16 protein-coding genes are annotated in these 19,930 nt (G+C 66.4%); 5 read left to right on the top strand and 11 right to left on the bottom strand.

Annotated features, from left to right (window positions below):
• Positions 1 to 64: 64 nt before the first annotated feature.
• Both ASF04_RS14180 and ASF04_RS14185 read left to right on the top strand, forming a co-directional pair.
• Positions 65 to 5,056, top strand: coding sequence for a hybrid sensor histidine kinase/response regulator (locus tag ASF04_RS14180; RefSeq protein WP_156368649.1), 4,992 nt, complete (start codon positions 65 to 67; stop codon positions 5,054 to 5,056).
• 78 nt (positions 5,057 to 5,134) lie between these two features.
• Complete coding sequence (locus ASF04_RS14185; protein ID WP_056142764.1) at positions 5,135 to 5,407, top strand: NHLP-related RiPP peptide; 273 nt, start codon at positions 5,135 to 5,137, stop codon at positions 5,405 to 5,407.
• Between the two features lie 15 nt (positions 5,408 to 5,422).
• On the opposite strand, the gene ASF04_RS14190 is transcribed toward ASF04_RS14185, so the two are convergent.
• Positions 5,423 to 6,619, bottom strand: coding sequence for a putative peptide maturation dehydrogenase (locus tag ASF04_RS14190; protein WP_056142767.1), 1,197 nt, complete (start codon positions 6,617 to 6,619; stop codon positions 5,423 to 5,425).
• A gap of 205 nt (positions 6,620 to 6,824) precedes the next feature.
• Between ASF04_RS14190 and fnr the strand changes: the two genes are divergently transcribed.
• On the top strand, positions 6,825 to 7,583 hold the full coding sequence (gene fnr / locus ASF04_RS14195; protein ID WP_056142769.1) for a fumarate/nitrate reduction transcriptional regulator Fnr: 759 nt from the start codon (positions 6,825 to 6,827) through the stop codon (positions 7,581 to 7,583).
• Between the two features lie 49 nt (positions 7,584 to 7,632).
• On the opposite strand, the gene ASF04_RS14200 is transcribed toward fnr, so the two are convergent.
• The 7 genes from ASF04_RS14200 to ASF04_RS14230 all read right to left on the bottom strand — a co-directional run bounded on the left by ASF04_RS14200 (position 7,633) and on the right by ASF04_RS14230 (position 14,202).
• Complete coding sequence (locus ASF04_RS14200; RefSeq protein ID WP_056142773.1) at positions 7,633 to 8,175, bottom strand: FixH family protein; 543 nt, start codon at positions 8,173 to 8,175, stop codon at positions 7,633 to 7,635.
• Between the two features lie 9 nt (positions 8,176 to 8,184).
• On the bottom strand, positions 8,185 to 9,579 hold the full coding sequence (gene ccoG / locus ASF04_RS14205) for a cytochrome c oxidase accessory protein CcoG (RefSeq protein ID WP_056142775.1): 1,395 nt from the start codon (positions 9,577 to 9,579) through the stop codon (positions 8,185 to 8,187).
• Entirely contained in the window at positions 9,576 to 10,550 is a 975-nt protein-coding gene (ccoP, locus tag ASF04_RS14210; RefSeq protein ID WP_056142778.1) for a cytochrome-c oxidase, cbb3-type subunit III, read from the bottom strand. Before ccoP ends, ccoG begins: the two co-directional genes overlap by 4 nt.
• Positions 10,543 to 10,707, bottom strand: a complete 165-nt coding sequence (locus ASF04_RS14215) for a CcoQ/FixQ family Cbb3-type cytochrome c oxidase assembly chaperone (protein ID WP_056142782.1) — start codon at positions 10,705 to 10,707, stop codon at positions 10,543 to 10,545. The genes ccoP and ASF04_RS14215 overlap by 8 nt, the downstream gene beginning before the upstream one ends.
• A 1-nt stretch (position 10,708) precedes the next feature.
• Positions 10,709 to 11,323 carry a cytochrome-c oxidase, cbb3-type subunit II gene (gene ccoO / locus ASF04_RS14220; protein ID WP_019924217.1) on the bottom strand — a complete coding sequence of 205 codons (615 nt, stop codon included), beginning with the start codon at positions 11,321 to 11,323 and terminating at the stop codon, positions 10,709 to 10,711.
• A 13-nt stretch (positions 11,324 to 11,336) separates the two neighbouring features.
• Positions 11,337 to 12,761: a cytochrome-c oxidase, cbb3-type subunit I gene (gene ccoN, locus ASF04_RS14225; protein WP_056142784.1), complete on the bottom strand. Its 1,425-nt coding sequence runs from the start codon at positions 12,759 to 12,761 to the stop codon at positions 11,337 to 11,339.
• A gap of 103 nt (positions 12,762 to 12,864) precedes the next feature.
• Entirely contained in the window at positions 12,865 to 14,202 is a 1,338-nt protein-coding gene (locus ASF04_RS14230; protein WP_056143200.1) for an amino acid permease, read from the bottom strand.
• Between the two features lie 141 nt (positions 14,203 to 14,343).
• Between ASF04_RS14230 and kynU the strand changes: the two genes are divergently transcribed.
• On the top strand, positions 14,344 to 15,606 hold the full coding sequence (gene kynU, locus ASF04_RS14235) for a kynureninase (RefSeq protein ID WP_056142787.1): 1,263 nt from the start codon (positions 14,344 to 14,346) through the stop codon (positions 15,604 to 15,606).
• Between the two features lie 25 nt (positions 15,607 to 15,631).
• Entirely contained in the window at positions 15,632 to 16,501 is an 870-nt protein-coding gene (gene kynA, locus ASF04_RS14240) for a tryptophan 2,3-dioxygenase (protein ID WP_056142790.1), read from the top strand.
• Here kynA and ccoS read toward each other — a convergent pair.
• The 3 genes from ccoS to ASF04_RS14250 are packed head-to-tail and all read right to left on the bottom strand — an operon-like array spanning position 16,435 to position 19,927.
• Positions 16,435 to 16,665 carry a cbb3-type cytochrome oxidase assembly protein CcoS gene (gene ccoS, locus ASF04_RS26855; protein ID WP_082488772.1) on the bottom strand — a complete coding sequence of 77 codons (231 nt, stop codon included), beginning with the start codon at positions 16,663 to 16,665 and terminating at the stop codon, positions 16,435 to 16,437. The genes kynA and ccoS overlap by 67 nt on opposite strands.
• The gene (locus tag ASF04_RS14245; RefSeq protein ID WP_056142791.1) at positions 16,665 to 19,220 is read right to left on the bottom strand and encodes a heavy metal translocating P-type ATPase; all 2,556 of its coding nucleotides are present in this window, start codon (positions 19,218 to 19,220) and stop codon (positions 16,665 to 16,667) included. The genes ccoS and ASF04_RS14245 overlap by 1 nt, the downstream gene beginning before the upstream one ends.
• Positions 19,202 to 19,927, bottom strand: coding sequence for a sulfite exporter TauE/SafE family protein (locus ASF04_RS14250; protein WP_056142793.1), 726 nt, complete (start codon positions 19,925 to 19,927; stop codon positions 19,202 to 19,204). Before ASF04_RS14250 ends, ASF04_RS14245 begins: the two co-directional genes overlap by 19 nt.
• Positions 19,928 to 19,930: the final 3 nt, after the last annotated feature.

A 19,930-nucleotide genomic window follows, 5' to 3' on the forward strand; every position in this document is an offset into this window, starting at 1 on the left:
ACGATGCATTACCCTGGGCACGTTGGCGTCGGGGAAACTCACAGTACTCTGGCCTTGATTTGTGGTGAACCCGACCGTCCTGACCCTTGCGACCGCCGTCCTGTTAGCCGGACTGGCTTCTGCGCCGCTGCGCGCGGCCCCCGATACCGATCGCTGGCATGCGCTGGCGCCGGTCGTGTTCGAGCATCTGGCGCCGGCCGAGCGCAATTTCCCCAGCCCGGTCGTGATGAGCATGGCCCAGGACGGCGACGGCTTTCTCTGGTTCGGCTCCCAGGCCGGGCTCGGCCGCTGGGATGGCTACCAGATGCGCAACTTCTATTTCGACGCCAACGACCCGCATTCGCTGCCTGGCGACTTCATCCAGACCCTGCACGTGGATCGACAAGGCCGGCTGTGGGTGGGAACCAGCATCGACGGCCTGGCCCGGTATGACAAGCACAGCGAGCGTTTCGTGCGGGTAGCGGCCGGTGCGCTGTCCAGCCCGGCTGTATATGCGATCGCCAGCGACAACGACGGCGGCCTGTGGGTGGGCACGGCCGCCGGCCTCGATTACGTGGACGCCGCCGGCCAGGTGCGTCACCACCGGCGCCCGGACGCGGCCCCCGGTGGTCAGCGCGCCAACCAGGTCCGCGCCCTGCTGCTCGACCGCGACGGCGTATTGTGGATCGGCTCGGACGCCGGCCTGGCACGGCGCGACGCGGCCAGCGGACAGATCGCGGACATCGCTGGCGTGGGTGACGCCGTCCTGTCGCTGAGCCAGAATCCGCAAGGCGGCGTGGTGTTCGGCACCCTGCGCAGCGGCGTCGGTTTTGCCGGCACCAATGCGGCCACTGCCGGCGCGCGCATGCTGGCGCTGGCAGACCAGGGCCGGCGCCAGGCAATGGTGCTGTCGCTGACCGAAACCGTGCCCGGCCAGTGGTGGGCCGGCACCTATGGCGATGGTGTGATCGAATTCGATGCCACCGGCATCCACCGCCGCATCACGCACCGGCCGGCGGTGGCGGTCAGCCTGGCCAGCAATCGGGTGGCGGCGCTGTGGCGCGACCGCAGCGGCCTGGTGTGGGTGGCCAACGAGCGCGGCGTCGATACCCACGATCCGCGCAACCGCACCTTCAGCACCATCTTCGACGGCGTCGGCTTGCCGGAGATTTCGGCCTCCGCCTTCATGACCGACCAGGGCGGGCGCTTGTGGGTGGCGCTGGCCGACCAGGGCATCGACCTGATCGCGCCGGACGCCACCCGCCGCGCCGGCCTGAGGCCCGACCCGCTGCTGCCGGACACCGCCCTGCCCGGCAGCCTGATCCTGGCCATGACCGAAGCCGAACCGAACGAGGCGTGGATCGGCACCCTCGCCGGGCTGTACCACACCAGCGGCCAGGGCAGCCGGGTGCGGCGGGTGCCGTTGCCGCACCACGAGCCGTTGCCGCGCATCGGCAGCATCGTGCGGCGCGGCGGCGATTTATGGCTGGGCACGCCAAGTGGCTTGCTGCGCTACGATCCGCGCGCCGCCACGGTCCAGGCCTACCGCCAGGGCCCGGCGACCGCCGGCGCCCTTACCGACAGCCGCGTGACCACCGTGCTGGAAGCGCCGGACGGCATGCTGTGGGTAGGCACCCGCAACGGCCTGAACCGCTTCGATCCGGCCACCGGCCGCGCCGAGCAGATCCTGGCGGAACCGGATCGCAGCGATGGCTTGCCACAGGGCCTGATCAACGCGCTGGCCTTCGATCGGCGCGGCCGGTTGTGGGTGGCCACCAACAGCGGCGGCATCGCCGTCCTCGACGGCCAGACTGCCGGCGGCAAGCCGCGCTTCTTGCGGCCCGCCTTGGGCGCCAGCCCGTTCGGCAAGATCGCCAGTTCGCTGCGCCTCGACGCCAGCGGCCGCATGTGGGCGTCGGGCGGCAACGGCATCGCCGTGATCGACACCGAGACCTTGCGCGTGGAGTTGTTCGGTCGTGCCGACGGCCTGGTGTTCCAGTCCTATTTCGGCGGCGCCGGTGCCAGCACCGCCCAGGGCGAGCCGGTGTTCGGCACCTCCGGTGGCTACGTGGTGGTTCGGCAGACGCCGGTGCAGCGCTGGAACTACCAGCCGCAACTGGTGGTCAGCAATGTCCAGCTCGATAAACGCCAGGTGGCGCCGGCGCCCTTGCTGGCGGCAGAAGGTCCCGGCCTGGAAATCCCGTCTGGCACCCGCAATGTCAATATCGAAATCGCCTCGCTCGACTATTCCGCCAGCGCCCGCAACCGCTACGCGTTTCGCCTCGAGGGCTACGACAAGGACTGGGTGGAGGCCGATGCCAGCCACCGCATCGCCACCTATGCCAACGTGGCGCCCGGCACTTACCGCCTGCACATGCGCGGCAGCAATCGCGACGGCGCCTGGAGCCCGCACGAGCTGACCATGGCGCTGCGCTTCCTGCCGGCCTGGTACCAGACCTGGTGGGCGCGCTCCGGCGCGGCGCTCGGCATCCTGCTGCTGGGCTGGGGCCTGTACCGCTGGCGTATCCGCCAGCTCGAGCACGCCAAGCTGCAGTTGCAGCAGGAGGTGTATGCCCGCACCCGCCACCTGGCGCGCGTACACGCCATCGTCAAGTCGATCAACGACCAGCTCGATTTTGATGCGCTGCTGCAGGCGATCCTGCTCGAATCGAGCGCGATTGGCGCCGTCAGCGGCGCCTGCGCGCTGATCCGCGAGCCGGGCACCGGGCAATTGAAGGTACACGCCAGCTGGCAGACCAGCGTGGTCCCGCCCTGCGCGGCCATGACGCTGGACCAGACCCACGCGCTGCTGGTCGCAGGCGCCGAGCTGGTCATGCCGGAGATGTACCTGAGCGGCGCCGGCACGGTGCTGGCGGTACGCATCTGCAACGGCGAGGCCGTACAAGGCTACCTGGTGTTCGAGCAGCAGCAGGCCTTTGCCGGGGCTGACCTGGACATGTTCAAGGCGCTCAAGGAGCCGTTCATCTCGGCCTTCCAGAAAGCCGATGCGATCCGCGCCATCCAGCAGGCGCGCGCCGATGCCGAAGCGTCCACCCGCGCCAAGAGCGACTTCCTGGCCAACATCAGCCACGAGATCCGTACGCCGATGAACGCCATCCTCGGCTTTGCCGGGCTCGGTGCGCACCTCGACCTGCCATCGAAGCCGCGCGATTATTTCCACAAGATCGACCGCGCCGGCAAGAACCTGCTGGGCATCATCGACGACGTGCTCGATTTTTCCAAGATCGAGTCGGGCAAGCTGGCGCTGGAAAGCGTGCCGTTCGATCTGGCGGACGTGCTCGACCAGGTGATGGACCTGTTTTCGTGGCGCGCGGCGGAAAAAGGCCTGGAGCTGGTGGCCTGGGCCGACCCGGACGTGCCGGCCCGCCTGGCCGGCGATCCGTTGCGCCTGGGCCAAGTATTGATCAACCTGGTGGGCAATGCCCTCAAGTTCACCGCGCGCGGCGAGATCGTGCTGCAGGTAAGGCGGGAGACCGGGCCGGACGGGGACCGCCTGCGGTTCGCCGTCAGCGACAGCGGCGTGGGCATCAGCGCCGAGCAGCAGCAGCGCCTGTTCCACGCCTTCAGCCAGGCCGACAGCAGCACCACGCGCCTGTACGGCGGCACCGGGCTGGGCCTGGCGATCTCGCAGCAGCTGGTGCGCGCCATGGGCGGCGTGATCGGCGTCGACAGCACGCCGGGGCAAGGCAGCCGCTTCCACTTCAGCGTCGCCCTGCCCAGCCTGCCAGCGCGGCACGACGATGCGCCCGGTTTGCTGGCGCTGCTGGCCGGCACGCGGGTGCTGGTGGTGGACGACAGCGCGGTGGTGCGCACCATGTTCGCCCAGCAGCTGGGCGACGCCGGCCTGCCGGTGACCACCGCCGGGTCAGCCGACGCGGCGGCGGCGGCGGTGGATGCCTATTTGGCGCCGGAGCCGGTGGACGTGGTGGTGCTGGACTGGGACATGCCGGGCGCCCACGGCGTCGACACGGTGCGGCGCCTGCGCCAGGCGGCCGCGCCGGGTGCGCCCGGGATCGTGATCATGGCCACCGAGTACGGGCGCGAGGCGGCCATGCGCGCGGCCGGCCAGCTCGGCATCCGCCACTGCCTGGCCAAGCCCGTCAACCGCACGCGCATGCTACTGACCATCGCGCAGGCGCTGGGCCTGGCCGCCGACGAACCCGCCGTGGCGCCTTTGTCGCCGCGCATGCTGTCGGCGGCGGCGCAGCGCCTGGCCGGCGCCCGCGTGCTGGTGGTGGACGATAACCAGATCAACCAGCAGGTCGCGCGCGAAGTGCTGCTCGGCGGCGGCCTGCAGGTGGACCTGGCCGCCACCGGCATGGAGGCGGTGCGCATGGTCGAAGCCTGCCGCTACGACGCGGTGCTGATGGATATCCAGATGCCGGAGATGGACGGTTACGAAGCGACAGCGCTGATCCGCGCGCGCCATTCGACCGCGCAATTGCCGGTGATCGCGATGACCGCGCACGCGGTGCCGGGCTTCCGCGAAAACAGCCTGGCAATGGGCATGAACGACTACATCACCAAGCCGATCGAACCGGAACGATTGTTCGAGGTGCTGGCCGGCTGGATCATCGGCCGCGCCGCGCCGGCGCTGCCGGAACCGGAACCGGAACCGGAACCGGAACCGGGACCGGGACCGGTGCCAGAGGCGCAAGCCGGCGTCGCGGACGGCGGTAGCAGCGCGGCCGGCCTGGCCAGCGAGTCCGGCATCGACGCTGGCATCGACACCAGCGCCGCGCTGGTGCGGCTGGGCGGCAATCGCCGCCTGCTCACGGTACTGTTGGAGAAATTCGTGGAGGAATTCGCTGGCACGCCGGCGCAACTGGCCGCTGCCATCGGCGCCGGCAATACCGAGCAGGCCGCGCTGCTGGTCCACAAGGTCAAGGGGGCAGCCGGCAACCTGTCGATGGGCCAGCTGCACCGCTGCAGCGGCATCCTCGAGCTGCAACTGCGCAGCGCGCCGGACCAGGCCGCGCCGGCACTGGCGGCATTCGACACGGCATTGGCGACAGTGCTCGATGCGGCCCGCGCAGCGGACCCTGGCGACCGTTAAACACGTTGTGAATCCGCTAAGTTCGGCGTAGGATGGCCGGGCAGCACATTGTTTTTATCCACCTTGAGGGAGTACACAATGCTTAAACAGAATTTCGATCAGCTCAACACCATGCTCGCCAAACTGGCCACCGACGATGGCTTCCGCGACCGCATGCAAAACGACCCGGTACGCGCCCTGGACACGCTCGGCATCAAGCTCGATCCGGCCAAGGTACCGGCCGCGCGCCGCCTGCCGTCCAAGGATGCGGCCGCCGCCGACCATGCCGCCCTGGCAAGCAAGCAGATCGGTGAGAACGGCATGGTGCTGTTCATGTTGTCCGGCGTATCGGTGTCGCGCCTGGCCTCCTGATCAACTCTTGACCGGCTACTCTGCCACCGGGCCGAGGCCGGTTTCACCGTAGCGCAGTTCCACCATCTCGCGCGCGCCGGTCGCGGCCACGCCGCAACCGCACACGGCAATCACTGCGTGGCGCAGATGGTCCAGCCCCAGCATGGTTTCGATATCGATGTCGTTGATGGCGGCGGTGATAAACGCCGGCAAGCCCGCTTCCGAGGCCAGCAGATAAAACGTCTGCGACAGGTGGCCGGCATCGAGCGATATTGCGCGGTACGCCTTCTGGTGGTTGCGGTATTTCCAGAACGAGCGCTCCACCCGTCCCACCATCACCACCTGCATCGCCGCCCCGGCCAGCCAGTACTGGTCCGCCACCATTTGCAGCGCCAGCGCCGCCGCTTCGTCCTGCGTGGTCGCGCGCAGCGGCACCAGCGTGTTGTCGAGCGGATGGTAGTGGTACAAGCCCGGCGCCAGGCCGTCCACCCGTTGCACCAGCACGAACGCTTCGACCGGATGCAGGCCGCCGCCCGACGGGCTGGTCTTTTTCAGGACGTTAGCGTGCGGGCCGATGTGGCGCAGTTCCTGGGCGCCGAATGTGCGTTGCAGCAGGCGCGCCGCCACCGCCAGCGGCAGGCTGGCGCTGGTGTCGTAGTTGCGGCCCGTGTAGCGGCGCAGCAGTACCTCGTCGAGGAAACCGGCGGGCGCTGGCAGCGGCACCGCCGCGCCGATGCTGGCCACCTGCTGCACCGGCGGTGGCGGATTGCCGTGGCGTTCGAGCAGTTCCTCGAAGCTGGGCGCCTCCATGCCGGTGTCGCTGCGTACGTCGTGCCAGCGCGAGAACGTGTGCGCCAGCGCCGCCAGCGGCCGCCAGTGCAGCGTGCGCAAGGTGTCGTCGCGTTCGCGCAGGGCGTCCTGCGCGGTGGCCTGCTCTTGCTGCTGCCCCTGATCCTCGGCCAGCAGCAGGCCGTGCGCGAGCAGCCGGTCCACGACTGCCGCGCCATGGCGTTCGACGACCTGGTCGCGCGCGGTCCACACCGACGCACCGACATCGGCCAGCATTGCCAGGTCGGCCGCATCGACTTCGATCTCGCGGTCCAGGTGCGGCGCCAGCGCCAGCCAGCGGGTGCTGGCCGCCAGGGTGCTGGTGCCGGCAAACAAGGCGGTCCAGTCGATGTCCAGTTCTTCGCGGGGTTCGAGGTACAGCACGGCGCAGCGGCGTAGATTCATGGTCTTTATCTCTCCTGCTCAAGTTGAGAAATCGGCAATAACGAGGACCAGTCTAGCGTATCCTTCGCCAGCGGGAAAGTGGCGACGGGCGGAATTTTCACCGGTCATTTGCTTGCACAATGCAAGTGAAATGCACGTCGGAATACCCGATGGTGGCAGTGCGGCATCGCACCATCCTGGCGCATCATGGTCTACACTAGCGGTCATGATCAAAGACCTGCCATCGCTGGTGCTGCCCGGCGCCACAATCGACATCCTCAAAGCCAGCTGCGCCACGTGCAGCATGCACCAGCTGTGTTTGCCCATGGGACTGGGCAACGAAGACATGGACCGGCTCGACCAGATCATCGGCCGCCGGCGCAAGGTCGCGCGCGGCAATACCTTGTTCCGCATTGGCGACCCGTTCCAGAACCTGTACGCGATCCGCCTCGGCCACTTCAAAACCTACCAGGTCAACCGCGAAGGCGCGGAGCAGATCACCGGCTTCCAGATGGCCGGCGAACTGCTGGGCATGGACGCCATCAGCACCGACCTGCACCATTGCACGGCGGTGGCGCTGGAAGACAGCGAAGTGTGCGAAATTCCGTTCGCCACCCTGCAGCAACTGCTGGCCGAAATGCCGACCCTGCTGCGCCACTTCCACCGCATGATGAGCCAGGAAATCACGCGCGAGCAAAGCGTGATGCTCTTGCTCGGCAATATGCAGGCCACCCAGCGTTTCGCCGCCTTCCTGGTCAACCTGTCGTCGCGCTACGAAGCACGCGGCTACTCGCCCAACGCGTTCCAGCTGCGCATGTCGCGCGAGGAGATCGGCAACTACCTGGGCCTGACGATCGAAAGCATCAGCCGCCTGCTGTCGAAGTTCAAGAAAGAAGGACTGGTCCGGGTAAGCAACCGCGAAATCGAACTGCTGCAGCCGCAAACGCTCAAGGCGATTACGGCCGGTACCCAGACTTGCGGTTGAACTGATAGCGCGCCAGAGGCATGCCTGTGCCCCGGCGCCTATTGTGCGGCTATTGCGCCGGCGCCTGCTGCTGCACAGGCGCCACATCCGCCACCAAGGTTACCCCGCGCTCCTTCGGCCACGTCCACGCGCCGGCCAGGCGCCAGTCGCGTTTTTCGCCTTCCACCAGCACCACCCAGCGGCTGCGTTCGAGCATGGCCAGTGGCAGTTCGAAGCGGCCCGCCGCATCGGGTAGCACGGTCGCTTCGATGTCCTTGTCGGGCAAGGTCGCGTGCGCGAGACGCAGCCGCAGGCGCTCGGTGATGCCGCCGCCGCTGGCGCGTTGCACCTGGCCCGTCAGCGCGCCGCGATTGGCGTCGTAGCCGATCGTCATCGACAGGCCCATGGCGCTGGCCACGCGGTCGCGGCTCAGGTCCTGGTTGATGGCCTTGCCCTGCTTGTAGTAGTCGCCAACCACCACCGGGTCGGGCGTTGAAAACGCCAGCCAGGCGGTAAACACGCTGCCGGCCACCACGATGGCCGGGCCCAGCATCAGGAACCACGGCCAGCGCTGCTTGTACCACGGCGTGACCGTGCTGTGTAAATGGTGCATGGTGATCTCCTAGCGCGGCACAATGAAGACCGCTGTTTCTTTCACATGCAGCGCCGGATCATCCACCGATGTCAGCGCCACTTCGATCTTGTTCGAGCCCTTGTGTGCGGCGCCGTGCGCGGTGCGCAGGCGGATCGGTACGCCGCGCGTTTCGGTCGCGTCCAGGTGCACGGTAGCGGGCGTGACCAGGGCCAGTGTGTCGATGCCGGACACGCTGATGCGATACGTGTGGGCGCGCTCGGTCGTGTTCATGATCTGCAGCCGATAGACGTTTTCGATCATGCCGTCTTCCACCTCGCGGCCCATGGCGCCACGGTCGCGGATCACGTCCATTTTCAGTGGCACGCGCAGGTACAGGGCGGCGCCGGCGCCGGCCACGATCAGGCACAGCACGGCGGTGTAGATGCGCACCCGGGGGCGCCAGGTGCGGCGGCGGATTTCGGTGGGCGTTAAATGCTCGTCGAGCGCGCGTTCGGTGGCGTAGCGGATCAGGCCGCGCGGCGCATCGATCTTGTCCATCACGCCGTTGCAGGCATCCACGCACGCGGCGCAGCCGATGCACTCGTATTGCAGGCCGTTGCGAATGTCGATGCCGGTGGGGCACACCTGCACGCACATCGAGCAGTCGATGCAGGCGCCGCCGGTACTGGCTGTTTGCTTGTGGCGTGGCACCAGTGGACCACGCGGTTCGCCGCGCCTGGCATCGTAGGTGATGATCAGCGTATCGCGGTCGAACATCGAGCTCTGGAAGCGGGCGTACGGACACATGTACTTGCACACCTGCTCGCGCATCCAGCCGGCATTGCCGTACGTGGCAAAGGCGTAGAACAGCACCCAGAACCATTCCCACGGGCCGAAGTCGAAGGTCTGCACCTCGACAATCAGCTCGCGGATCGGCGTGAAGTAGCCAACAAAGGTAAAGCCGGTCCACAGCGCCACCGCGCCCCAGGCCAGGTGCTTGGCGGTTTTTTTACCGAGCTTGCCGGCGGACCAGGGCTGGCGGTCGAGCAGCATGCGCGCGCTGCGCTTGCCTTCGATGCGGCGTTCGATCCACAGGAAGATTTCGGTATAAACAGTTTGCGGGCAGGTGAAGCCGCACCACACGCGCCCGGCCACGGCGGTGGCCAGGAACAGCAAATACGCGCTGATGATCAGGAGCACCGCCAGGTAAATGAAATCCTGAGGCCACAAGACCATGCCGAAGATGTAGAACTTGCGCGTGGTCAGGTCGAACAGCAAGGCCTGGCGGTCGTTCCAGAGCAGCCACGGGGTGCCGTAAAACGCCAGCTGCGTCAGCCAAACGAACAGCCAGCGCAGGCGGGCGTAGCGGCCCGAGGTTTCGCGCGGGTAGATTTCCTCGCGCGCCGCATACATCTTGATGACTTGTGTCTCGGGCGCACTCATTTTGCTGGTCCCGGTTCTGGTTCCGGTTCCGGCTTGGCTGCTGGCGCTGGCGCCGGCTGCGTCACATCATTGGACAAGCTCCAGATGTAGGCAGCCAGCACGTGCACTTTGGCGTCGCCGAGGAAGTCGCCAAACGCCGGCATGGTGGCATTGCGGCCGTTGCGGATGGTTTCCATGATGGTGTCGGCGCTGCCGCCGAACAGCCAGACCTTGTCGGTCAGGTTCGGTGCGCCGAGCGCCTGGTTGCCCTTGGCGTCGGCGCCGTGGCAGGCCATGCAGGCGCCGAATTTCGCCTTTCCGAACACCGCCTTGATCGGATCGGACGTCGAGCCGGACAGGCTCAACACGTAATGGGCGACGTTCTCGATATCCTTCTCGCTGCCCACGGCCGCACCCATCGGCGGCATCACGCCGGTACGCCCGTGCAGGATGGTCTGCTTGATGATCTCGGGCGTGCCGCCGAACAGCCAGTCCTTGTCGGTCAGGTTCGGAAAACCCTTGTTGCCGCGCGCGTCGGATCCATGGCACTGGGCGCAATAGGTGAGGAACAGGCGCTCGCCGATGGCGCGCGCCTTCGGATCGGCCGCTACCGTTTTTAAATCCTGCTGCTGGTACTGGGCGAACAGCGGACCATATTCTGCTTCGGCCTGTTTCAGTTCGGTCTGGTAGTTGCCGGTGGAGCTCCAGCCCAGTTTGCCTGCATAACTGCCCAGGCCCGGGTACAGCACCAGGTACACCAGCGCGAAGACGATGGTGATGTAGAACAGCCACATCCACCAGCGCGGCATCGGCGTGTTCAGCTCGGTCAAATCCTGGTCCCAGATATGGCCGGTGGTATCGACATTGATGTCGCTGCGCTTGCCCACCCGCGCTTTTGACTGCGCCCACAGCAGGATGCCGCAACCGATGATGCCGAGCAGGGTGATGGCGGCGATATAGTAGTCCCAGAAGCCGCTGGTAAAGTCAGCCATGGTCAAACTCCTCGTCGGCAAACGGGGCTTGTGCGGCCTGGGTAAAATCGGTTTCCTTGTGGTGGATGTAGGCCCACCACACGATGCCGATGAACGTGACAAACGACACCACCGTCATCACGCTGCTGGCCTGGTCAAACAGGTTCTCGATAGCCATGTCAGTTCCTTGCTTTGATTAATGTGCCCAGGCCTTGCAGATAGGCGATCAGGGCGTCTTCCTCGGTCTTGTCCTTCAGTTCTTCCGGCGCGGCGGCGATCTCGGCATCGGTGTACGGGTCGCCCAGGCGCTGCAGCGCGCGCAGCTTGGGCACCACGTCCTGCGGCACCAGTTTGGTCTTGGCCAGCCACGGGTAGTTGGGCATATTCGATTCCGGCACCACGTCGCGCGGGTTGGCCAGGTGGGTGCGGTGCCATTCGTCGCTGTAGCGGCCACCTACGCGCGCCAGGTCGGGCCCGGTGCGCTTGGAGCCCCACTGGAACGGCCGGTCATAGACGAACTCGCCAGCGACCGAATAATGGCCGTAGCGCTCGGTTTCGGCACGGAGCGGCCGCACCATCTGCGAGTGGCAGTTGTAGCAGCCTTCGCGCACGTAGATGTCGCGGCCCGTCAGCCGCAGCGGGCTGTAGGGTTTCAGGCCGGCCACCGGCTCGGTGGTGGACTTCTGGAAGAACAGCGGCACGATTTCCACGGCGCCGCCAACGCTGATCACCAGGGTGACCAGGGCGATCAGCAGCCAGGGGTTTTTTTCGATCCATTCGTGTGAGAATTTCATGGGCACTCCGGGGTCAATGGGCCGCAGCCAGGGCAGGGATGGGGGCGATGACGGTGGCGCGGCGGCGCAGGGTCATCCAGGTGTTGTAGCCCATCACGCACATGCCGCTGAAGTACATGAAGCCGCCCAGCACCCGCACCGCGTAGTACGGATATGTCGCTTTCACGCCTTCGACAAAGGTGTAGGTGAGGGTGCCGTCGGGGTTGACCGCCCGCCACATCAGGCCCTGCATCACGCCGGCAATCCACATCGCGGCGATGTACAGCACCACGCCGATGGTGGCCACCCAGAAGTGCAGGTCGATCAGCTTGACGCTGTACATTTTCTGCTCGCCCACCAGCCGTGGAATCAGGTAGTAGATCGAACCCATGGTGATGAAGCCGACCCAGCCGAGCGCACCGCCATGGACGTGGGCCACGGTCCAGTCGGTGTAGTGGGAGAGGGCGTTGATGGTCTTGATCGACATCATCGGACCTTCGAAGGTGGCGATGCCGTAGAACGACAGCGAGACGATCATGAATTTCAGGATCGGGTCGGTGCGCAGCTTGTGCCAGGCGCCCGATAACGTCATCATGCCGTTGATCATGCCGCCCCACGACGGCGCCAGCAGCACCAGCGAAAACACCATGCCCACCGACTGGGTCCAGTCGGGCAGCGCCGTGTAGTGCAGGTGGTGCGGGCCGGCCCACATGTACGTGAAGATCAGCGCCCAGAAGTGGACGATTGACAGCCGGTACGAGTACACGGGACGCTCGGCCTGCTTGGGGATGAAGTAATACACCATGCCCAGGTAGCCGGCGGTGAGGATGAAGCCCACCGCGTTATGGCCGTACCACCACTGGATCATGGCGTCCTGCACGCCGGTGTAGGCGGAATAGGACTTGGTCAGGCTGGCCGGCATGCTGGCGCCCTGCACCACGTGCAAGATGGTCACGGCCAGGATGTAGGCGCCGAAGAACCAGTTGGCGACGTAAATATGCTTGACCTTGCGGGTGATGAGCGTGCCGAAGAACACGACCGCGTAGGCGATCCACACCAGCGCGATCAGGATCGTGATCGGCCATTCCAGTTCGGCGTATTCCTTGCCGCGCGTATAACCCATCGGCAGCGTGACCACTGCCAGCAGGATCACGGCCTGCCAGCCCCAGAAAGTGAAGGCTGCCAATTTATCGGAAAACAGCCGTACCTGGCAGGTGCGCTGCACCACGTAGTACGACGTGGCGAACAGGCCGCAGATGCCGAACGCGAAAATCACCGCGTTGGTATGCAGCGGACGCAGGCGGCCGTAGGTCAGCCATGGAATGTCGAGGTTCAGCGCGGGCCATGCCAGTTGGGCGGCGATGATCACCCCCACCAGCATGCCGACGATGCCCCAGATCACGGTGGCGATCGCGAATTGCTTCACGACCTTGTAGTTGTAATTCGATGCTAGCTCCACACAAGCTCTCCCCGGGTAATGTCAAGTTGATAGCCCGAAGGGTAAGCGTCTGAAACTCAAAAATCCTTGATGTGAATCAAAATTGCCCGGATGAACTTTGGTGTTATTTCTGTTTGAGGCGATAGCAGATTGCGAGCACGGCGATCCAGGCCGGCATCAGATAGACCGCGATGCGGGTGTCGGGCGTGAGGTACATGATCACGACGATGCCAGCCATGAAGGCCAGGCACAGGTAGTTGGTCCATGGCTGGCCCCAGCTGCGGAAACTCGTGGTTTCACCTGCCTGCGCCTTGCTCCGGCTGAATTTGAGGTGGGTGATGCTGATCATCGCCCAGTTGATCATCAGTGCCGCCACCACCAGCATCATCAACATGCCGAATGCCTTGCCGGGAATGACGTAGTTGACCACCACGCACAAGGCGGTGGCGGCTGCCGAAACGCCCAGTGCATGCACCGGAATGCCGCGATTATTCACATGCGCCAGCGTCTTCGGCGCATGGCCTTGCAGCGCCAGACCGAGCAGCATGCGGCTGTTGCTGTACACGCAGCTGTTGTACACCGACAGCGCGGCCGTCAGCACCACCAGGTTCAGGGCCGAGGCCACCCAGCCGTTGTCGAGCGCCTGGAAGATCAGCACGAACGGGCTGCCGCCTTGCTGGACGTCGCTCCACGGGTACAGCGACAACAGCACCGCCAGCGCGCCCACGTAAAAGATCAGGATGCGATAAACGACCTGGTTGGTGGCCTTGGGGATGGTGGTTTCCGGCGACTCCGCTTCGGCCGCCGTGATACCGACCAGTTCCAGCCCGCCGAACGAGAACATGATGATCGCCATCGCCATCACCATGCCGCCCACGCCGTGCGGGAAGAAGCCGCCCAGCGCCCACAGGTTGGTGATGCTGGCCTGCGGACCGCCGCTGCCGCTGATCAGCAGGTAGCCGCCGAACGCGATCATGCCGATGATGGCCGCCACCTTGATGATGGCGAACCAGAACTCCATCTCGCCGAACAGTTTGACGTGCAGCAGGTTGACCGCGTTAATCAGCAGGAAGAAGCCCAGCGCCGACGCCCACATCGGCACGCCCGGCCACCAGTACTGCACGTAGATGCCGACGGCAGTCAGTTCGGCCATGCTGACCAGCACGTACAGGATCCAGTAATTCCAGCCGGAGGCAAAGCCGGCGAGCGGACCCCAATAGCGGTTGGCGAAGTGGCTGAAGGACCCGGCCACCGGCTGGTCCACCACCATCTCGCTCAACTGGCGCATGATGAAGAAGGCCATGATGCCGGCAATCGCGTAGCCGAGGATGACCGACGGGCCGGCCAGCTTGATGGTCTGGGCCACGCCCAGGAACAGCCCGGTGCCGACGGCGCCGCCCAAGGCGATCAGCTGAATGTGCCGGTTGCTCAAGCCGCGCTTGAGTGTGTTGTCGTTGTTCATGAAGGTGATGGAGTAGGGATAACCGTGGATCAAGTGTGCATCGCATCATACAGTGTGTTGTCAGTGCAATCAGCTGCTGGCGCGAGCCTGGTGGCTATCGATGTTCTAGAATACCGTCTCCATCGCTACAACGGGATACCCATGACCACCGAACAAGATTGCCTGGCGCTCGACGCCGCCGACCCGCTGGCCGCCCAGCGCGCCCGGTTTGCACTGCCCGACGGCGTGATTTACCTCGACGGCAATTCGCTGGGCGCGCGGCCCAAGGCGTCCCTGCAACGCGCGCAGCAGGTGATTGCTGCCGAGTGGGGCGACGACCTGATCCTTAGCTGGAACACGGCCGGCTGGTACGACCTGCCGCGCCGCCTCGGCTCACTGTTGGCGCCGCTGGTGGGCGCTGCCGAGGACGAGGTGGTGGTCACCGATTCGACGTCGGTCAACCTGTTCAAGGCGCTGGCCGCCGCCATCAAGATGCAGGCGGCCGATCCAGTCCGCGCCAGTCGGCGCGTGATCATCACCGAGCGCGACAATTTTCCCAGCGATATCTACATGGCCGAGGGCCTGCTGGGCTGGCTCGAACGCGGCTACGAACTGAAACTGCTCGACTCGTCGGCCGACCTGCCGGCCGCGCTCAGCGGCGACGCCGGCGCGCAAGTGGCGGTGGTCATGCTCACCCACGTCAACTACCGCACCGGCCGCATGTTCGACATGGCTGCCACCACCGCGCAGATCCACGCCGCCGGTGCGCTGGCGATCTGGGACCTGGCCCACTCGGCCGGCGCGGTGCCGGTGGAACTGAATGCCGCCAACGCCGACTTCGCGGTGGGCTGCACCTACAAGTACCTGAACGGTGGCCCCGGTTCGCCGGCGTTCATCTGGGTGCCCAAGCGCCACCATGAACAGTTTTCGCAGCCGCTCACCGGCTGGTGGACCCATCGCCAGCCGTTCGCCATGCAGCCGTCGTATGCGCCGGTGGCCGGCATCGGCCGCGCGCTGTGCGGCACCCAGCCGGTGGTGTCGCTGGCGCTGGTGGAATGCGGCCTGGAGATTTTCCACCAGGTGCCGATGGCGGCGCTGCGCGCCAAGTCGCTGGCGCTGTCCGACTTGTTTATCGCGCTGCTCGAAGAACACTGCGCCGACCATCCGCTGGAGCTGATCACGCCGCGTGCCCACGCCGAGCGTGGCAGCCAGGTGAGCGTGATGCATCCGCACGGTTACGCGGTGATGCAGGCCCTGATCGCGCGCGGCGTGATCGGCGACTACCGCGAACCGCAGGTGATGCGCTTCGGTTTCACGCCGCTGTACACCACGTACCAAGACGTGTGGCGTGCGGTGATGGTATTGAAGGATATCCTCGACCGCCGTGATTACCAGGTCGATGCCAAGCGCGATGCGGTAACCTGATCCCTACGACAGACGAAAGCACACCATGAAATGTCCGGTATCCCACGGCGCCGCAACGCCCGCCACGAGCCAGCCAGCCGACTACCACGGCGCCCAGCTCGATTTTTCAAAAGACATGAGCTACGGCGACTACCTGTCGCTCGACACCATCCTGTCGGCCCAGCACCCGCTCTCGCCCGAGCACAACGAGCTGCTGTTCATCATCCAGCATCAGACCAGCGAGCTGTGGATGAAGCTCATGCTGCACGAGCTGCATGGCGCGCGCGACAATATCGCGGCCGGCCAGCTGCCGGCCGCGATGAAAATGCTGGCGCGCGTGGCGGCCATCATGAACCAGCTGGTGCACGCGTGGGATGTGCTGTCCACCATGACGCCGCCCGAGTACACGGCGATCCGCCCCTACCTGGGCGCGTCGTCGGGCTTCCAGTCGCACCAGTACCGCGAAATCGAATTCCTGCTCGGGAACAAGAACGCCACCCACCTGCAAGTGCATCAGCACAAGCCGGAAGCGTACGCGGTGCTCAAGCGCGCGCTCGAGGCGCCGTCGATCTACGACCAGGCCATCATGGTGATGGCCAACAGCGGCCTGGCCGTCGATGCCACGCGCCTGGCGGGGCCGTGGGACCAGCCGGTCAAATCCGACAATTCGGTGAAGGCCGCGTGGACCACCGTGTACCAAAACACGGGCGAGTACTGGCCGCTGTACGAGCTGGCCGAAAAGCTGGTGGACCTGGAGACCGCGTTCCGGCTGTGGCGCTTCCGCCATGTCACCACGGTGCAGCGCGTGATCGGCTTCAAGATGGGCACCGGCGGTACCGATGGCGTCAACTACTTGCGCAAGATGCTCGACGTGGTGCTATTCCCAGAACTATTCGAACTTAGAACAGAGCTCTGATCCTCCGGGGCGGCATGGTGCGGCCGGTCGTCATCCTGTAGCACCCGCAGGCCGGGCCCCACCAGGTCGTCGAACTGGCCGTCGTCGGACGCGCGGAAAAAAATCCATAGCGCGACGAACACCAGCAGCACGCTTAAGGGAATCAACAGCAGCAGCGCTTCCATCACGACTCCTTGCCGATGCGGCGCAGCCGCAGCGCGTTGGCCACCACTACCGCCGAACTGGCGGCCATGCCCACGCCCGACAGCCACGGATTGAGTAACCCCAGCGCTGCCGCCGGAATCGCGGTCACGTTGTACACACTGGCCCAGGCCAGGTTCTGGCGGATCACGCGCATGGTGCGCGCAGCCACGCGGGCGCTGTCGGCCACGGCGCCAAGCCGGCCGCCCAGCAGCACCGCGTCGGCATGGGCCTGCGCCAGCGCGGCGCCTTCGCCCATCGCAAACGAGACATCGGCCGCGCTCAGCACGGCGGCGTCGTTGATGCCGTCGCCTACCATCGCCACCACCGCACCCTTCATCTGCAACTGTTTTACAAACGCCAGCTTTTCCTCGGGCAGGTAGCCGCCCACGGTGGTGCCGATACCGAGCTGGTCGCCGACGCGGCGCGCCAGCACATCATGGTCGCCGCTGAGCAGCACCACCGTCTTGCCGGTGCGGCGGAAGTAGTCCACCGTGGCCTGGGCGTCGGGCCGCAGGCCGTCGTGCAATTGCAGGCAGGCGAGCCATTGGCCCTCCGCACCGAGGTACACCGGGGTTGCGCCGTCGGCTACCTGGTGGGTTGGCGCCAGGCCGGTGCCAGGCTGACCGGCGTATTCCGGCATGTCCGCAAGTTCGGCGCTTGCCGTCATTGGGGTTGAGCTGGCAGCTCCCGCGATCCCCGCCACGAAAGCAGCACTGCCAAGCCGGTATAGGCGGTTGTGCAACACGGCCTCGATGCCGCAGCCGGGCACTTCGCGCACCGCGCTCGGGTGCCAGTCCTCGCGCCGCCCGCCGCCGGCCGTGACGGCTGCCGCCACGATGGCGCGTGCCAGCGGGTGGGCGCTGCCGGCGTCGAGCGCGGCAGCCACTTGCAGGCAAAAGCCGGCGCGCATCGCGCCCAGTGGCACGGTCGCTTGCAGCACCGGGCGGCCGTGGGTGAGGGTGCCGGTCTTGTCGAACACGATGTGGGTGGCGCGGTGCAGGGTTTCGAGGGTTTGGGCGCCGGTCACCAGCACGCCGCCGCGCAGCAGGCGGTCGGTGGCGGCGGCCAGCGCGGTAGGCGTAGCCAGCGACAGCGCGCATGGACACGACACCACCAGCACTGCGATGGCGATCGGCCAGGCGCGCAGCAGGTTGCCATCGTGCCAGGCCCAGAAGCTGAACGCGCAGACGGCAAACAGCAGCAGTCCCGCCACGAACCACGCCGCCACGCGGTCGGCCCACAGCGCGATGCGCGGCTTGTCACGGCCTGCGCGGTCGATCAGCTTTACCAGGCTTGACATGGTGCTGTCCTGGGCCCGCCGCGTTACCCGCGCCAGTACCACGGCGCCGGCGTTGATGGCGCCGCCGGGCAGCGCTGCGCCGGTGTCTTTTGCCACGGGCGCGCTTTCGCCCGACAGCAGCGACAGGTCGAGCGACGTGCTGCCATCGACCACCACGCAGTCGGCCGCCACCGCCTCACCGGGCTTGATCATGATGACGTCGCCGATTTGCAGCGCGGCTGCGCGCACCAGCGTGGTGCCCCGGCTGTCGGGATACTGGGCCAGCAAGGTGGCCGATGCAGGCAGCGCGTGGTGCAGCCGTTCGAGCGCGGCCCCGGCGCGGCGCCGCGCGCGCAGCTCGTACCAGCGGCTGCACAGCAGCAGGAAGACGAACATGGTGACCGAATCGAACCATACTTCGCCGGTGCCGCGCACGGTGGCGACCACGCTCGCGCCAAAGGCAGCGGCGATACCCAGCGCCACCGGCACGTCCATGCCCAAGGTGCGCGCGCGCAGGCTGGCCAGGGCGCCGCGCCAGAACGGCAGCGCTGAATAGCTGACTGCAGGTATCGTGAGCAGCAGGCTGGCCCACTGCATCAGCGAGGCCATGGCCGGATCGAGCGTGCCGTCGCCGTTGGACATATATGCCGGCGCCACGTACATCATCACCTGCATCATCGCCAGACCGGCCACGAACAGCTGGCGGCCCAGCGTGCGCGCGGCCTGGCGCTGCTGCACCTGGTGGCGGCCGGCGTCGTACGGATACGCGGTGTAGCCGATCGCGTGCAGCGCGGCCAGGATGTCGCCGGGGCGGCAATCGGCCGGGCGCCAGCGCACGTACAGGCGCTCGGTGGCGACGTTGAGCTGGGCCGCTTCCACGCCGGGCAGGCGCGCCAGCCGGTGTTCGATCAGCCACACGCAGGCGACGCAGCGGATGCCTTCGACCGCGAACGTGGTCTCGCGCGTGTTGTCGTCGCGGGCGAAGCGTGGGTCGGCATTGTCGTACAGTTGCAGCTCGGGCGGCAGCAGGTGGGCGTTGCCGGCGCTGGCGGCAAACGACGAACGGTCGCGGTAGTACGACGCCTGTCCCAGATCGACAATGGTTTGCGCCACCGCTGCGCAGCCCGGGCAGCACATGGTGTGGATAACGCCGTCGATATCCACGGGCCAGTTGGCGGAGGAGGGCACCGGTTCGCCGCAGTGGTAGCAGCCAGCGTGTGCGCTGGCCGCGCGTTGTGTCAGTGGGGTGTCAGGCATAAGATAGTGATCCATTCCGGCGTAATGCCATCACCGCCGCCGGCGCGCAGCAGTCCCAGCAAACCAAATCCCAGCACCGCCACGCCGCAGGCGATGCGCACCAGCGGCCGGCGCATGGCGCGCTGCACGCGTGCGCCAATCAACCCCAGGCCGACCAGCATCGGCAACGTGCCGAGGCCAAAGGCCAGCATCACGGCGGCGCCGTCGAAAGCGTCGCCACTGAGCATGGCGGTGAGCAGCACGCTGTACACCATGCCGCACGGCAGCCAGCCCCACAGCGCACCGAGCGCCAGCGCCTGCTGCGGCTTCTGCACCGGCAGCAGGGTTTTCATCCACGGCGCGATGGCCGGCTGCGCGCGCTGCCACAGCAGGCGGCCGCATTGTTCGAGCCACGCCAGGCCGCGCCAGGCGTTCATCAGGTGCAGGCCCAGGGCGACCAGCATCAGGTTGGCCAGCCAGTAAAAGCCCAGCTGTATTCCCGCCAACCCGGCCAGGCTTTGCGCACCGCCGGCCAAGCCGCCCGCCATGGCGCCGGCCAGCATGTAGCTGCCGATGCGGCCGGTGTTATAGGCCAGTACCCGCGTCAGCGCTGTGGCAGGCATGCTGGCGCTGCTTGATAACGCGCCGACAATGCCGCCACACATGCCTACGCAATGAATGCTGCCGGCCAGGCCGACCAGGAACACGGGAAGCAGCTGGACGGCCATGGC

The organism is Duganella sp. Leaf61 (assembly GCF_001421905.1).
Taxonomy (GTDB): domain Bacteria; phylum Pseudomonadota; class Gammaproteobacteria; order Burkholderiales; family Burkholderiaceae_D; genus Rugamonas; species Rugamonas zoogloeoides.